Source organism: Aliiroseovarius sp. B-4, assembly GCF_056857795.1.
In genome coordinates, this window is sequence record NZ_JBSXNV010000026.1 from 1 (window position 1) to 14,899 (window position 14,899).

Genomic DNA, 14,899 nt, shown 5'->3' on the forward strand with positions numbered 1-14,899 from the left:
ATAACTCAGATGCCGCAGATGATGCAGCGGCACAGGCAGCAGCAGAAGCGGCCGCTCAGGCAGCAGCAGAAGCAGCGGCTCAGGCAGCAGCAGAAGCGGCGGCTCAGGCAGCAGCAGAAGCGGCGGGTCAGGCAGCAGCAGAAGCAGCGGCTCAGGCAGCAGCAGAAGCGGCGGCTCAGGCAGAAGAAGAAGCGGCGGCTCAGGCAGCAGCAGAAGCGGCGGCTCAGGCAGAAGAAGAAGCGGCGGCTCAGGCAGAAGAAGAAGCCGAAGAAGATACCGGAGTTAACGAGGAAACCACCACTGAAGAAGAAGCCGAGCCGCAACCCGGATCGGATTCGGGATCGTCAGTTGATAGCTACACACTTGATTTTGCCGAGATCGCCGGGTCAGATGCCCTGCGCGACGACAGCTATATCTCTGAATCCGGCGGTGAAAGCGCACTTCGCTTGGACGGCGATGGTGACTATGTCGACCTTGGTCGCCTGACCGAGTTCGAAGAATCCAACACGATCGCGTTCTCGATCGACTACAGCCGGGATGAAGCTGACGGCAGCACGTCTCGCCTTGTTTGGAACCACATGAAGACCGGCCTGACGTTGAAAGACGATGGATTGGCCGTTCACGTTGCGACCGCTGATGGTTCGTTCAAGGGGTTCAAGGTCAAAGATCTTGGTCTGAATGATACTGATGAACACAATATCGTCGTCATGTTGGATGCCGACGAAGATCGTCTTCAGATCATCGTGGACGACACCGTCGTATTGGACGAAACCGACACCGATTTCGACATTGTCGGTGCTGGCGGAAACGAATGGGGCTGGAGCATCGGCAGTTCGACAAAACGCTGGTTTGACGGAGAGGTCACGGCATTCAGCGTCGATGACGATTTCACGTTTGTCGATGACGGTAGCCAATATGTGGATGACGCCCCGCTTCTGGGATGATCCATCCAACACATGAACAGATTAAAACCGGCGACAGTCTAGTCGCCGGTTTTTTCGTGCGTGGTCGGCACTGTTCACCCCGGTGCTTATTAGTTTGTGATAGACCCGCGCAGCACGCGGGCCTCGCGCAGGAGGTCTGAAAATGGGTTCGGTTTGTCGGAAAGGCCCTATATTCGACCGCCCAGACTTCTGCGTAACATTCCCAGGAAGTTTCGTAGGTTCCTGGTGACAGTATTTTGGCGACTCATCGCCATTAGATGCAGTCCCCGATAGCGTGGAATGGGCTTGCCCAATATCCAAAGGGCCGCCAACCGCGCAAGAAGGGCGCGGCGTCGGTTGGTCTGGCCCGGCTGCATATTCTCTAACTGGTTGCGGTCGAATGAACTGACTGCCAGCGCATCGTCGGATACGGCGTCTTGCAGCAGGTTTTCGCCCCTCTCGGTGCGGGTGACAATCAGGCTGATACCGTCTTGTTCCTCGAAAAGCGGATAGCCTTGCGCGTCACAACTCCAAGCATCCGCGCAAACCAAATCGGCTGCCACTCCCGTGCCATCTGCACAAATCTTGCACCGATGCTGCACATGAGAAGACAGGACCCCGCCCCAGGAGTCGTGGTAGCTCATCGACCGCGTGTTGCCGTCATGCAGCGTGGCCGTCGCGCGGCCCGGCCATCCGTTTCCGCGATATCGGAATGCGCGGACGTTATCGGGGTTTGTGCCAAGCGCTTCCAACACCTTTTCGCTTCCCAAGAGGGAGGGCACACCCGCACAGAAGAACGAGACCATGAAGGGGATCTGCGCATCTATGCGTGGATCGACCCTGGCCAATGCGCGCAATGCCACGATATCACATGGTTTCCCGACAAAGGCGAAGGACTTTCCTGTCGCCAGGTGACGATCCAGTTCCGCCAGCGGCGTCGACGGCGCATAGCGAGAGCCCGCTGCCGCCAGCACGTCGCTGCCCGTATCGCTGAGAATCGTGACGTTTGCTGTCGGAAGTTCGTTGCTGGGACCGATCTGGATGACATGATCAACCTGCCCGCTGTCCAGAAGATGGACCAGAACGGCGGACAAGGCACCGCCCGAAGACGCAGCAAACCGCAGGTCTTGATCGACCGCATGGCCGGTGCGCATCTTCAGGTAGGGGCCCCAGATCACATCGTCCACCCGGTTTTCGGCATCGACGGTTTGACCTATACCGGGGCAAATCAACGCAACGGTTTCTTCCTCGCGGGCAGACAGGGGTTCGCTGATCTGCGGTCGCAAAAACCCCGGGTCTTGCACTGCCATGGTGATTTTGGATGGCGCCACCGCGGCGCATCCGCCACAGCCTGAACAAAGGTTTCCCCGCGCAACACGCGCCAAGGTTCCTGATCGTTTCACGAGCTCATCGCGCGCTTGCCGCTTCATTATTGGTTCTCTCAATGATCTTTGCGTGTTAACGACGGCCCCAGTTAAATGAAGTATTCGCCCGAAAAAGGGTATGTTTGAAGTAAGACGTCAAATCAGCGGTTCCATACATTGCTAATTTATCACAAAATGCAGCGAATTCAGCGTTTGATGTGATTGGGATGAGCGACCTGTAATCCCTTGATTGTTTGAGATCAAACAAACTCAGTCAATGGTCAACCACCAAAGCATCCGGATGCCGCTTTGGAAACTGACATCAAAAAGGCCCAGAGCTTGAAATATCGCCGTGATCAGAAGCTACTATATCGACGCGAGTCTCCGGACAACCCTGATCGATCCGTTCCAGAAACACTTCTGCATGAGCCACCCAAGGGAAGTTCCAAATGGAATTCTCAAAGAGTCCTGGCAGAGGCGAAGCACGGGCTTCCGGTCATTCTTGCGTTGCTGTTTCTTGTCACCTTGCTGATCCCAGTACGGGTCCGGCTGGGACCCTTGCTCTTGTTCCCTTATCGGATGTGGCTGCTGTTGTTGTTCATTCCCCTTTTGATAGCGCTGCTCCGCGGAAGGGCGGGGCCGATCTTGATTGTGGACTGGTGCATGGTCGGGGCGGCGATCTGGGCGGTCATATCCTTGCTGGCCAACCATCCGGTTGGGCTGATCATCGAACCCGCTGGCGCACATACAATTGAGTTTCTGGGTGCATATCTGCTTGGACGCATCACGATTAGATCTGCGGATGATTTTCATCGTATTGTCAAAGTGTTCTTTATGATCGTGCTGATCATGTTGCCGTTCGCTCTGATGGAAAGCATCCTGCATCGCCCGATTCTTCTTCAGTTGATCGGGCAAAACAGCGTGGCGGTGGATATCGGCACGCGTATGGGCTTGCGGCGGGCGCAGACCGCTTTTGAACATCCGATCCTTTTTGGCGCGTTCGTCTCGGCTGGTCTGGGGCTGGTCTGGTATTCCTATGCTTTTGGCGGGTCTGCCCTGAAGCGCATATTCGGAACCTGCGTGATCGGCGTTTCGACCATGCTGTCGTTGTCTTCGGGTGCCTTGATGGCATTTGCGGTGCAGACCGTATTCATTGCGTGGGAATGGGCGCTGAAATCCTACAAGAGGCGGTGGGCTGTGTTCGGTTGGGGGGCGGCAGCGGCATATGTGCTGATCGACCTGTTTACGACGGCGTCACCGTTTCACGTCTTGGTCCGGTATGCGACCTTCAGTATGCAAAGCTCTTACAACCGCATTCTGATCTGGCAATATGGTATGCAGAATATCTGGGATAATCCGCTGTTCGGGTTGGGCTTGAACGACTGGGTTCGCCCCAGATGGATGAGCGCGAGCATCGACAATTTCTGGCTTTTGATTGCGATGCGCTACGGCTTGCCGTTCTTCATTCTTGTGGTATTTGCGCTGATTCTGCTAATCTGGCGCATCAGCAGGATGCCCATGCCCAATCCGTCGGACCGGGCGGCGCGGGCTGCATTTTTGACAACCTTTGGCGGCATTGCTCTTGCCGCCGGCACTGTGCATTATTGGAACGGAGTATTTTCTTTCATAATGTTTTTGATCGGATCGAGTGTCTGGATGATCAGCGGCGGCGTCTCGCACTCCAGCCAGTCAGATCAATTTACAAAGAACGACCAAGGGCCAGCGCGTCGCGCGCCAGGTTTGAAATCCGGAGATATTACGAATGCACGTTCTTATAACCGCCCCAAGGCTTAATGGTGAGGGGCTGGGCGAGGTTCGCAAGTCATTCCAACTGGTTGAGGCATTGGCACGGAAAATTCCGCTGACCGTATTGGCGTTTGAAAACGGCAGCGGAACGCCATTGGCGCAACAGCTACCCGATTGCGAGGTCATCACCTTCGACCCCCCCGCCTGGGTCAAGCGGCGCAACCGGTTGGCGGCGATGCTGAAGCCCGAGGTTTTCGTGTTCAATCACATGGTTCTGAATTGGCTTCGCAGCACGGGCCGGACGTTCGATCTGGCCCATCAGATGCTGCCCGCCGGTGCCCGATATCCGACCGTTCTGCGCAAGACGGGTATGCCATATATCATCGGGTCTGTCGGGGGAAGTCTCAGCACACCCGAGGCGTTTCGCGACGAAGTCAATTCCGAAAGCTGGTTCGCGCGGCTTCGCTTCTTGGACCAGTTTCGGTTCCGCCATGATCCGTGGTTGCGTGCCAGCTATGCCCAGGCCGAAATCGTTCTGGGCGTCGCACCTTACATGAAAGACATTCTGGCCGATCTCGAGATCGCGCGGTTTGAACCTTTCATGCGACAAGGCATCAGAAAGCTGGCCCCGGAAACGAAAAGGGACAGTGTCGAAGGTCAATTGAAGCTTCTTCACGTCGGGCGGGTGGTGCGAACCAAGGGCTTACGTGACTGCATCCGCGCCATGGCCCATTTGTCCGATCACCAAGGCATCACGTTGACCAGTGTCGGCGATGGCGAGGACTTGGAGGCTTGCAAGGCCGAAGCGAAAGAACTGGGTGTCGCCGATCGTGTCCGGTTCGAAGGCTTCCAGCCGCGCGAGCGTGTCGAGGAATATTATCGCAACAGCGACGCTTTGCTGTTTCCCAGTTTCCGGGAATCGATGGGCGGTGTGATCTTCGAGGCGATGAATTGGGGGCTTCCTGTGATTACCGTCGCACGGGGAGGGCCAGATTGGATTGTGAGCGAGGAATTCGGTCTGAAGGTCCCCGTCGAAACGCCCGAGCAAATGGCCAAGGACCTTGCCGCGGCCGTCCTGACCCTGGCCAAAGACCCCGAACTCAGAACGCGCATGGGCCATGAGGCACGGGAATACCTGAAGCGAGAGGCCACCTGGCCCGCAAAGGCGGATATCCTGATAAACCTGTATTCAGAAGTCCTTGCGGCCAGAAGTTGAAACTACACAGCGCCCGGTAACAGAAATCATCGCGAGGCACCCCATGAGCGCCACCCAATACAACGACCTTCTTCTGCATGTCGGGTATCCGAAAGCCGGGTCAACGTCGTTGCAAAGAAGGCTGTTCACCAACCCCTCATCCGGCTTTTGCAGCCCGTGGGGGCAACAGGCCCCGATCCTGATCGAGCATGTCCGTGTGACGGATACGTTTGTATTTGATGAAGCCGTGGATGAGCTGCGCGCCACCTATGACGAGGAAATCAAAGAGGCGCGGAGCAAGAACCTTACCCCGGTTCTGTCTTTCGAACACCTTTTGGTTGACCCGATGGGGGGGCAGGTTGACCGACGCGAGGGCATCCGGCGGATGTCCACACTGTTTCCCGGTGCCAAGGTTCTGCTGATCATCCGAGAGCAAAAATCCATCATCCTGTCCGCATACCTGGAACATCTGCGGCGCGGGTTTGCGACCAAGCTCGACCGGTTTCTGGGCATCGACAAACGCCGAGAGCCGGGCTTTGGCTGCACATGCCCATTGGATCTGTTCCTGTATGATAGGTTGATTTCCCATATGTTCGAGCATTTCGGGAAGGAAAACGTGCTGGTCCTACCGTTGGAGCAGCTTGGCAGCAGTGCTTTCCTCGAACAGATCTATAGTTTTGTCGGGCAGCCATTCCAACAAGACGCCGTGAAAAGGATGCAAAGCAAGCAGCGGCAGGCGCGCAAAAGCGATTTCGTCTTCCTCAGACCGCTTAACCGCATCGGGATGAGCAGATATATGACCCGCGACCGGGACAGTCTTTTGCGCAAGGCCGCTTATGGGTTGAATCTTGCGCTCAATCCATTGACGCCTGCAACCTTGTATAACCGCAACCGGCGCCTGATGAAGCAAAGGATCGCGGGGCATGTTGGTGACTATTTCGAGGATAGCAATCGTCGGACGTCTGAGTTGACCGGGATTGATCTTGCATCGCTCGGATATCCAGTTGGCAAACTACCAACCTCCAAAACCCGCAGTAAGAACAATGATCCGAAGACCTGAATTGATGCTCAGACAAGCCCTCCTGATTTTGGGTAGCAATATCTTCGGTGAGCTCAAGTTGGAATGATATTTAACGGCAAGTGGTCAGGAGAGTTTACAACGCCTGTCAGATCATTCTGAGGTGCTTTCTGAAGCCAGCGCTGGATGGACAGATTTGAGATTTGAAAAACGGCGTGTTTCCGGTTCGTCTTATCACTTGTCAGATCGATATGACGAAGAAGCCTCAGAGGTCGAAAGACGCCGCCGATAAGGTGGTCAGAATGTCGTTTCGGCAATCACGGCCTTCCGGGAAACAGCATTTATTCTGCAAATCCATTGACCCATTCCTGACGACGTTGCCAGACCTCATGCCAAACCCTGTGTGTTTCGCCTCGGCCGCGTCGGACCCAAACTCGGCCGAAAAGATATCGGGACAAAGGGTATGCGGCGAATAACAATCTGGCAACCGGCTGTTGCCAAACCGGAAAGTAGCGATTCATCAACTCGCCCTTGGCTCTTAAGACCTTTACCTGACGGTCTGCACGAACCGTTTCAGATATGCCACCGTAATGAATGATTGTCGCATCTGGTGTCACCATAGGTGCCGCACCCAGGCTACGCCGCGCTCTCAGACAAAGGTCGGCTTCTTCCCCGTACATGAAGAATGTCAGATCAAACCCGTTAAGGGTTTGCCAATCATCCGCTCTTATCAGAAAAAAACATCCACTCACGATGTCCACCTGCCGCTGGGTGCTGCGATCCCAACCACCATAAGCTTCGGCGTTAAATATAGGGCTGCGTGGGAATATCCCGGTTAAGCCGGTGGTTCGGCAAAACACACTCCAGAACGTGAACTGCCGCCAACAAGAGGACGGATTCAAAGACATGTCGTCGTAAAGAGTGCGTCCCCCCCAGATTCTTGCGCCCGGCTGTTGTTCTGCGAAGTTAAGCAACTTGTCGATTGCATGGTCCAAAACCACGGTATCTGGGTTGAGCAACAACAGATAATCACCCTTGGCGTGCTCGGCTGCCAAATTATTGGCCTTTGCGAATCCGTGATTTTCCGTTTCCGCCATTAACACACAATCGGAAAACTCCGCTGCAATTGCATCTGCTGACCCGTCGGTCGAAGCGTTGTCAACGACAATGAGCTCATAAGAAACGGTTGTTTCTTTTTTTATTGAACGCAGACATGCCAGAGTTTCGGCGCGCGTGTTGTAGCTGACGACAATAATTGACAGTTTCGGCATACGGTGGTTGTTCCTGCTCTCGGGCGGATAACCTCATTCGCTTGTTGGCGCGACAATGATAGCTGTTTGCAGAGGGCGCATACAGAGCCCTAGAGCGGCACAAACCTTGGCATACGCGGCAGCGATGTGTTCATGAAGTCGATCAGGCGTGCATCTGCGTCCGCTTCGGTTTCATCTGCACGGATGGGGGTGACATAACGCACCAATGCACCGTCTGTCCGGCCCATGGTGATGCTGTCGATGACGACGCCGATCTTCGCGGTGAAATCGTTGGTTTGGCGCTTACCGCGCTGTTCAAACCAGTAATAGACCAGTTGCTTGTTCATTTCTTTCTGAATGACCGCACGGTTGACGTTGAAGCTGCCATAGGCCGGAACGTTCGTGGTAACTTTGGTCGGTTCAAGGCTGAACACCTCCCACCCGCCGACGGGCAGGCAAACTTCGGGCGAATGGATCCCGCTGCCTTCGGTCTGTTTGTCATAGAAGGCCACGAACATGTTGACGAAATCGGGCGATCTCGGTGCGACATAGGTGATGTTCAGGTAATCACTTGCACCCAGCACCTGTTCAACCTCTGGCTCCAGCCGCTCTGACGTGCCTGACCAGTCGTCAAATTGGCGTGGGAACAGCGTGAAGGGTTCACGGTCCATTTTGATGGTTTCGCTTCCTTGCAGGGTCATCCAACCAACGGACACCGCCATCGTCAAAGCCGTGGCCGTGGCCATTGCCATGGATGGCTGGATGCCAAAAAAGCGTCCGGCCACACTCCCAAAACCCTGCGTGTCCAGGTCGATCGCTTCGCTGAGCGGTTTCGGGTCACGGGTCATGCGTTGCAAAGCGATGGCCATAAGAAACAGGATCAGGATGCAGATGACGAAAATGACCCAACCCTGGAAGAAATGCAGAAACCCTTCAGCTTGTTCAATGCCGTAACGGTCCACAACCACCCCGATGATCCCAATCCGCACCGAGTTCATGACCACGGTCAACGGGGCGGCCGACAGCAACAACACCGCCTTGTGCCAGATCGGACCGCGATAGAGGATCGCGAAAAGATACGAAAAGCTGAGGATGGGGAAAAGATAGCGCAGACCGGAACAGGCCTCGGCGACCTGCAATTTATAGACACCAAGGTCGATAATATTGCCTTCCAGAAAGACGGATACGCCGGCAAGGCTGACGAACCAGACGCCCAGTTCCGAGGAGATATACTGCAACAGAATGGTCATCTTCCAGTACAGAAACTGTGGCAGCGGAAGCATGAACACCAGGTGCACAACCGGCAACTGATGGGTTCGACCGCGTTTCCAGCCAAACACCACCAACACCACGCCGCCTGCCCATATGATCATGGCATAGGTGACGATGTCAGGAATGCGGGTCAGGTTGCCCAGAGTGGCAATCGCCAATGCCACCAGAATGACGGCAATTCCGGGCCAGCGGTCCCGCACAGTCAGATCGGGCAGGGGGGCTTTGCGCAATTCCCGTAAGAACAGGTAAAGCGAGATGATCGGGATCAGGGGGCCATGGCTGTATTCAGGTGTCGACCAGGCTTTCAACAGCGACAGAATACCGATCCAGAACACCGGAATCGAGCTGAGGATCAGGACGACAAACCAAAAGACCCCGGCAATGTTCAGGTTTGGAAATATTTGGGTGGGTTGATGTAGTTTGTCACTTGTAACGGACATGGATCCCGTTCCTCAATATCTTGGTCAGCAATTGGTCAAACAGAGTCTGTATAATATGGTAACGTTTTTAGCAGACTTTCCTGGGCCAAGCCTACTGAAAATCCATTTCTTCTTACAAAAAAGGGCATCCTTCACTGGAAAGTGAAAGAAGTGTTCGCAAACCGGAAACGATCGGGTAACCAGAACACGATTAATACGCCTGCCGGATCATTGCCGCCGGTCGGGGACGGTCTTGATCAATTTGCGGCCTCTGTTCTGGCTTCGTTCAACCGCGCCACCTCTGCGTCGATGGTGGCCGCGAACTCGGGCAGGTTCTCGGGGTTCAGCATGGCTTTGACTTTGTCGAACTGGGCCAGCGCCTCTTCCGTCCGGTTTACAGCGGCATACGCCATCGCCAGATGATATTGCACCGTCGTATTGGTTTCCAGCTTCTGAGCGGCGGGTTCCAGATATTCGATTGCCTCGTTGAAGTTTTGCAGGCGATAGGCAATCCAGCCGTAAGTATCCTGGAACGGGGCGACATCCGACCCGCGCAATCGGCGTGCGACAACATAGGCACGTTCAAGGCTATCCGTATCTTCGCGATGATCTGCCAAAAGGCTGGCAAGGTTGTTGGCAACGATCTGGTTGTTGCTGTCGGCAGCATAGAGTTGTTCATAGATCGCTATTGCACCATCAATGTCACCGGCCGTTTCAAGCTCTCCGGCCTCGATCCACATAAGCTCTGCGTTGTCGGGAAGTTTTGCGCGAGCGGCCTTCAAGGTCGCCATTGCCGCGTCCTGATCGCCATTGCCGCGATGCAGACGATACAAGGCGACCCAGACTTCTGGTCGTTGATCGTTTTCGTCCAGCAATCCGTCAAAGATGGACTGTGCCTCGGCCATGCGATTGCTTTGCACAAGAATGGACGCCCGCACAAACCGCAGAACCGGCGCGTCGGGAGTCACCCCAAGCAACCCATCGACGTGAGCCAGGGCTTGATCGGTGTCACCCTGTTCCAAAAGGCGACGAATGATCGCGATATCGGCGGAATCAACGCCCTCGGTGTCAGCCGAGACGGCTTCCAGAAACGCGTCAAGCTCGTCCTCGCGGTTCTGTGCAGACAGCATCTGGGCGGTCAGATTGTTGGCAATTTCCGTCGTCTGTTCGGTGTCCAGTCCCCGCAAGGTCCGTGCAACATGTTCGCTGCGCCCCCAATCCTGCATCTCGATATAAAGGCTGCCCAACGCTGCCAGAAGTCTGACGTGGTTTGGTTGCACGCGCAACGCACCTAACAGGGCATCCTCGGCGGGACGAAGCTTGCCCTGATTGACCAGATGCCGGGCATAGCGCAGACTTTCTTCGGAACCATTTCCGGAATTCTCGACGGCAAGTGCCAGCATTTCCGACATCAGTTCCTTGTTGCCGTCGCGTTCATGGGCACGTGCCATCAGGGTCATGATTTCGGGGTCGTTGGGGGTGTCGGCCAGCGCCGCGCGCAGCGACACAATGGCGTCGCCTGTCTGGTCGTCTTCGATCAACCATTCAGCCCGCCGCTTCAATGCTTCGGAATGTGTGGCGTCTCGTTCCAGCACCTCCTCGATCAACGCGCGCGCACCGACCGGGTTGCCTGTGATATCAAGCATGCGCGCCAAGCCAACCTTGACATTGTCCGTCGCGTCCGATGGTTCTTCGGTCTCAAGGATATTCTGCATCTCGGCGATCGCCTCATCCCGTGCGCCGATATCGAAATTGATCGAGGCGCGCAACGACCGATAGACGGGCTGAAGCCCTCCATCTTCAGCAATCAGCTTATCAAGTTCTGCCTTGGCGGCGTCGTTGCCGCGAAACTCGACCATAAAGCGGATCAGCGTCGCTCCGTCCTCGGGATTTTCATCTTGGGGGTCAACACGATCGCGGAGCAGAGCTTCAGCCTCATCCACGTTGCCGTGCGTAATGTGCCATTGCACCAGCGCCGCCAGGATCTGCCTGTCTTCCGGGAAAGTTTCAACCATTTGTGTCAGCTGATCTTTCACGGCAGTGGATGCGTTGGTTGTATACAGAATGCGAAGCCGTTTTTGCAGAAGTTCAAGGTTTTTGGGGTCTATTTCCAGCGCGTCGTCCACGGACGCCAAGGCGTTGTTCCAGTCCTTCATCCGGATATAATCGTCGATCAGCAATCGGCGCAGACCCAGATGTGTGGGATCTTGCTCCAGCAGGTCAGTGGCGGCGGATTTTGCTTCGATGCGGGCGGTTTCGTTTCCGGCGATCACCGCATCACGATAAGCAAGCGCCGCGACAGCAATTCGAACTTTCAGATCGTCGGGCGCAAGCGTGGCTGCATATTCTCCGTGGCGGCGCAACTCGTCCCAGTTTCCATTTTCCAAAGCCATTTCCGCCAGAGATATCCGGCCTTCCAGGTCATCAGGATATTGCTCGACGAGCCGAAGATACTGGCTATACGCCTCGGCGATTTCACCAGCGTCCCACTGCATCTTGGCATAGGTCAAACGTGCTTCGCGGTGTTTGCCGTTCAGGCTGAAAACGTTCTGGAACTCGACGCCCGCACGTGCAGTATCGCCGTTTTCAAGATGCTCAAGCGCTGCCTTGTAATGCTCTTCGGCGCGTTCTTCGGATGTTTGACAGCCTGCAAGAACGGTCAGGGTGAAAGCGAGGAAAATACCTGGAAGGAAACGAAGGGTCATGGATGTCACAAAGCTCTGATAATTAGGGCACGCGCGCGGCGTGCAATGCGTCAAATGTGTTTATAACACATCTCTATACAATGTCTTTTCACGAAAACAGGCAAGATCGGCGCAGACAATCGCTGTTCTGTCCGGCGTCATATTACTGTCAAAAGTGTTACAGAAATAAAAAAGGGCCGAGAAATCGGCCCTTTTTTCTGACGCATGATCGTGCTGATCAGGCGGCTTTTTTACGCTTGCGCGACAGTGCGCCAAGACCGGCCAGACCGCCAAGCAGCAGGAAGCCAGCAGCCGGCAGCGGAACTGGTGCGACCTTGAAGCTCTTGATGCGGAAGTTGTCGAAGATCCCGTCAGCAGCGACCGTAAACGACGTCGCAACCGGCTTCCCGAAGTAATAGGGGTTGCTGTTGGATTCATCGGCGACTTTAACGCCATTGACATAAATGTCAGCGTCATCGCTTCCGCTGAAATACGAGAATGTCACCGACACCAGGCGCACCGCACGGTCGAAGGTGAATGTAATGGCTTCATCAACAAGCCCATCCAATTGCGAATTGGAGTCGAGAAACCCGGTAACACCAAGACCCGCAGAAGTCTGAGTCAGATAGTCATTGGTTGGACCCCAACGCCACGGGTCGATATTGCCCGAAACCGTTCCCGACGAGAATGAGCCATACTGGCCCAGCGAAGTCACGTCGCCCCCGGTTCTTAGATCAACAACCGTTGCAGCACTGGCGGCGGTCGCCATCATGCCCACAACAGCTGTAGTTGCTAGAAGTTTTTTCATACTCTTACCCTTCTTATGAATTGCTCAAATAAACCCAAGCTCACTCGTTCAAAAAATACACCACCAAGGAAAAGCTATCATGTGATAAAGCCGGTGTCACTCAGAATTTAGGCAATTTTGTGCCGAATAAGGCAAGAATGAGACTTTTCAATTGTATAGTCGTGGCTTGTTCGGGCGGTAGGTTCAAACTGTATACGAAAACGAAACAATGAGTGCGTGATTACTGGGTTTGCTGGACAACCGTAGGCAGGCCATCAACGCCCTCGACAATTGGATAACGAGGCTGTTTTCCACCGGTTTTTCCTTCTGCATCAAAGCTCTGCTCTCCAAACTCGGACCGCCGCACCCAGCCCGTCAGTGATGTCCCATGATAAGTGAAATCATCAGCCCAGTCTGTTCTGGGAAACACAACAGGGTCAAAGATTTGACCGTCCCGAGCTGTGCGCACCAGTCTGGTGATTCGCATATCTGCCTCTGGCCCCGGTGAGTAGTAGCGCGTTTCATGATCGGGAAGCAGAACCGACAGGAATGCCGGTGCGCTGTCATAGACCCCGTTGTAAGCGATCACTGCAATATCGACCCGACTGGATGACACATCATCCGATCCGGCGACAATACTGGGCCCCTGCCAGCCAATCGTGATCCGCGCCGAGGTTCCGGTGTCGTCCAGTGGTGCGATAGTGACCTGCCTGCGGTCGCCGCGCAAAAGCACCCAATTGAAGGTCAGGGGGCGGCCATTGGGGTCGACGGTGTCTTTGGCGGACAAAACCATTTCGCGTTTGTAGCGATGACTGCGCCAAACACGCGCGATCGCTGAAGGCGTATCAAACAACCGTTCGGACAGACCATCGCCAAACACGTCGACCCCCGGTTGGTTCTCGGGTTCCTCCAGAACCGACAGTTGGACCATCGGCGGGATATTGTCAGGCAGTATGGCGTTGGCGAGGGCAACCAATCGTTCAAGGTTGATCCCCTCAGCCGGGAACGCCGTGGGGTGGGCGACAGCGGCCAGATAGGCCCCACGTTCGCGCACCTGATTGCGACTTCGACGAAACACCATCTGAACCGTCGATGCCAACAATCCCGTTTCCATCAATCGCGCCTTTGTATCGGGGCGAAATGCGGCAAGGATCATCGCCAAGGCTTCCAAATGCGGTTGATCCGAGCCGGACGACCCCTGAGAAATGATGTAATAGGGTGTATTGGCCGGAAGCATGTCCTTTCCGCCGGGTTCATGATCTCGATAGGACGGATAGACGTGGATCTGCCCGTTCACGTAATTCTGATATAGGGCCTCGGCCCCACCGGGCTGCATCCCTGTCAGAACCATTCGCGGCAGGGAGCGCGCAAACGGGCCAGCCGTCAAAGCGGTCGAGGAATTGCCGATCACCGGGACATCGAACAACAGTCCGACGGCGGCGCCATAATCTATATTCTGATCCCGCAACACCGGGTGATACAGCAACTCGGTCAGCTGTGGGTGAGCCTTCACATTCAATCGGGAATGGCCCCGATCGCGATTGTCGTACAGGTCGCCGCGATTGCCTGCCGCCTTGCCCTGCGCGACCAGTTGCGCAAGCAACTGATGGCCGCGTTTTTTCTTTTTGGGCCCAAGGACTGGGGCGTTGGTCAGGGTGGGAAATGTGACCCGGACGGTCGGGCGGTCGGTCAGCGGCGGTGGGGGCAGATGCACCGGCGCAAGATAGGCGACGCCGCCATTGACCACCACAGGGGCGGGATCGGTTTCGCCCAGGCTCCACGCCTCGTTCTGCGCCCAGGCTGGCGAAGCGACGGACAGAAACAGCCCTGCGACAAGGACCGGAACGGGGGATATTTCGCCAGCCGCCCACATGACATCACCGATCCAGCAGAGGGCGGTGGCCGCGCAATCGCCAGCCTTGCCCCACAGCCATAGTCATCAGGAATGGCCCCGTGATTTCATACACCCGCGAGGGCGCATCCAACGCGCCGCCATCGGCGACGTGAAACAGCTCGAACAACCCCAGCGCGGCAAGTCCCGACAGGGCCAACCAGATATCCGATAGCGATCCGCGCTGGCCGTTGATGATCCAGATCACCCAGCCGGGGGCGGTCGGGTCTCCGACCCGGGGGTGCCCGGACGATGTTGCACAGGTCAGATCGGTCGTCGGCGTGGCTGGCATAAGATGCGGCTTCTCAAATAAAATAGAACAGAATCACAAGGTAATGTGGTCATAATAC

10 protein-coding genes and 1 pseudogene are annotated in these 14,899 nt (G+C 55.6%); 4 read left to right on the plus strand and 7 right to left on the minus strand.

Features of this window, described 5'->3' with window-relative positions:
• Positions 1–944: pseudogene (locus AC13C8_RS01800) on the plus strand (hypothetical protein); the annotation flags it as partial.
• A gap of 167 nt (positions 945–1,111) precedes the next feature.
• Here AC13C8_RS01800 and AC13C8_RS01805 read toward each other — a convergent pair.
• A complete protein-coding gene (locus AC13C8_RS01805; RefSeq protein WP_482846230.1) occupies positions 1,112–2,233 on the minus strand; it encodes a Coenzyme F420 hydrogenase/dehydrogenase, beta subunit C-terminal domain in 1,122 nt (373 codons plus the stop codon).
• Positions 2,234–2,932: 699 nt separating this feature from the next.
• Here AC13C8_RS01805 and AC13C8_RS01810 point away from each other — a divergent pair.
• From AC13C8_RS01810 to AC13C8_RS01820, 3 genes are read left to right on the plus strand one after another with little or no spacing between them, the layout of a single operon-like run.
• Positions 2,933–4,081, plus strand: a complete 1,149-nt coding sequence (locus tag AC13C8_RS01810; protein ID WP_482846231.1) for an O-antigen ligase family protein — start codon at positions 2,933–2,935, stop codon at positions 4,079–4,081.
• Complete coding sequence (locus AC13C8_RS01815; protein WP_091433281.1) at positions 4,050–5,249, plus strand: glycosyltransferase family 4 protein; 1,200 nt, start codon at positions 4,050–4,052, stop codon at positions 5,247–5,249. Before AC13C8_RS01810 ends, AC13C8_RS01815 begins: the two co-directional genes overlap by 32 nt.
• Positions 5,250–5,292: 43 nt before the next feature.
• Positions 5,293–6,288, plus strand: a complete 996-nt coding sequence (locus AC13C8_RS01820) for a hypothetical protein (RefSeq protein WP_482846232.1) — start codon at positions 5,293–5,295, stop codon at positions 6,286–6,288.
• A gap of 299 nt (positions 6,289–6,587) precedes the next feature.
• Here the strand turns inward: AC13C8_RS01820 and AC13C8_RS01825 are convergent, their stop codons facing one another.
• From AC13C8_RS01825 to AC13C8_RS01850, 6 genes are all read right to left on the minus strand, one after another.
• A complete protein-coding gene (locus AC13C8_RS01825; RefSeq protein WP_482846233.1) occupies positions 6,588–7,517 on the minus strand; it encodes a glycosyltransferase family 2 protein in 930 nt (309 codons plus the stop codon).
• A gap of 89 nt (positions 7,518–7,606) precedes the next feature.
• Positions 7,607–9,208, minus strand: a complete 1,602-nt coding sequence (xrtD, locus tag AC13C8_RS01830) for a VPLPA-CTERM-specific exosortase XrtD (RefSeq protein WP_482846234.1) — start codon at positions 9,206–9,208, stop codon at positions 7,607–7,609.
• A 236-nt stretch (positions 9,209–9,444) separates the two neighbouring features.
• Positions 9,445–11,892: a tetratricopeptide repeat protein gene (locus AC13C8_RS01835; RefSeq protein WP_482846235.1), complete on the minus strand. Its 2,448-nt coding sequence runs from the start codon at positions 11,890–11,892 to the stop codon at positions 9,445–9,447.
• 217 nt (positions 11,893–12,109) lie between these two features.
• On the minus strand, positions 12,110–12,679 hold the full coding sequence (locus AC13C8_RS01840; protein ID WP_091433296.1) for a VPLPA-CTERM sorting domain-containing protein: 570 nt from the start codon (positions 12,677–12,679) through the stop codon (positions 12,110–12,112).
• Between the two features lie 220 nt (positions 12,680–12,899).
• Positions 12,900–14,531, minus strand: coding sequence for a hypothetical protein (locus tag AC13C8_RS01845; protein ID WP_482846236.1), 1,632 nt, complete (start codon positions 14,529–14,531; stop codon positions 12,900–12,902).
• A 4-nt stretch (positions 14,532–14,535) separates the two neighbouring features.
• Positions 14,536–14,841 (minus strand): hypothetical protein, encoded by a 306-nt coding sequence (locus tag AC13C8_RS01850; protein WP_482846237.1) that lies wholly within the window; start codon positions 14,839–14,841, stop codon positions 14,536–14,538.
• Between the last annotated feature and the right edge of the window lie 58 nt (positions 14,842–14,899).

Coding starts and splice junctions, on each gene's coding strand:
- xrtD (WP_482846234.1), bottom strand. CDS start 9,208: ATGTCCGTTACAAGTGACAAACTACATCAACCCACCCAAATATTTCCA.
- AC13C8_RS01835 (WP_482846235.1), bottom strand. CDS start 11,892: ATGACCCTTCGTTTCCTTCCAGGTATTTTCCTCGCTTTCACCCTGACC.
- AC13C8_RS01840 (WP_091433296.1), bottom strand. CDS start 12,679: ATGAAAAAACTTCTAGCAACTACAGCTGTTGTGGGCATGATGGCGACC.
- AC13C8_RS01815 (WP_091433281.1), top strand. CDS start 4,050: ATGCACGTTCTTATAACCGCCCCAAGGCTTAATGGTGAGGGGCTGGGC.
- AC13C8_RS01825 (WP_482846233.1), bottom strand. CDS start 7,517: ATGCCGAAACTGTCAATTATTGTCGTCAGCTACAACACGCGCGCCGAA.
- AC13C8_RS01850 (WP_482846237.1), bottom strand. CDS start 14,841: ATGCCAGCCACGCCGACGACCGATCTGACCTGTGCAACATCGTCCGGG.
- AC13C8_RS01805 (WP_482846230.1), bottom strand. CDS start 2,233: ATGGCAGTGCAAGACCCGGGGTTTTTGCGACCGCAGATCAGCGAACCC.
- AC13C8_RS01820 (WP_482846232.1), top strand. CDS start 5,293: ATGAGCGCCACCCAATACAACGACCTTCTTCTGCATGTCGGGTATCCG.
- AC13C8_RS01845 (WP_482846236.1), bottom strand. CDS start 14,531: ATGTGGGCGGCTGGCGAAATATCCCCCGTTCCGGTCCTTGTCGCAGGG.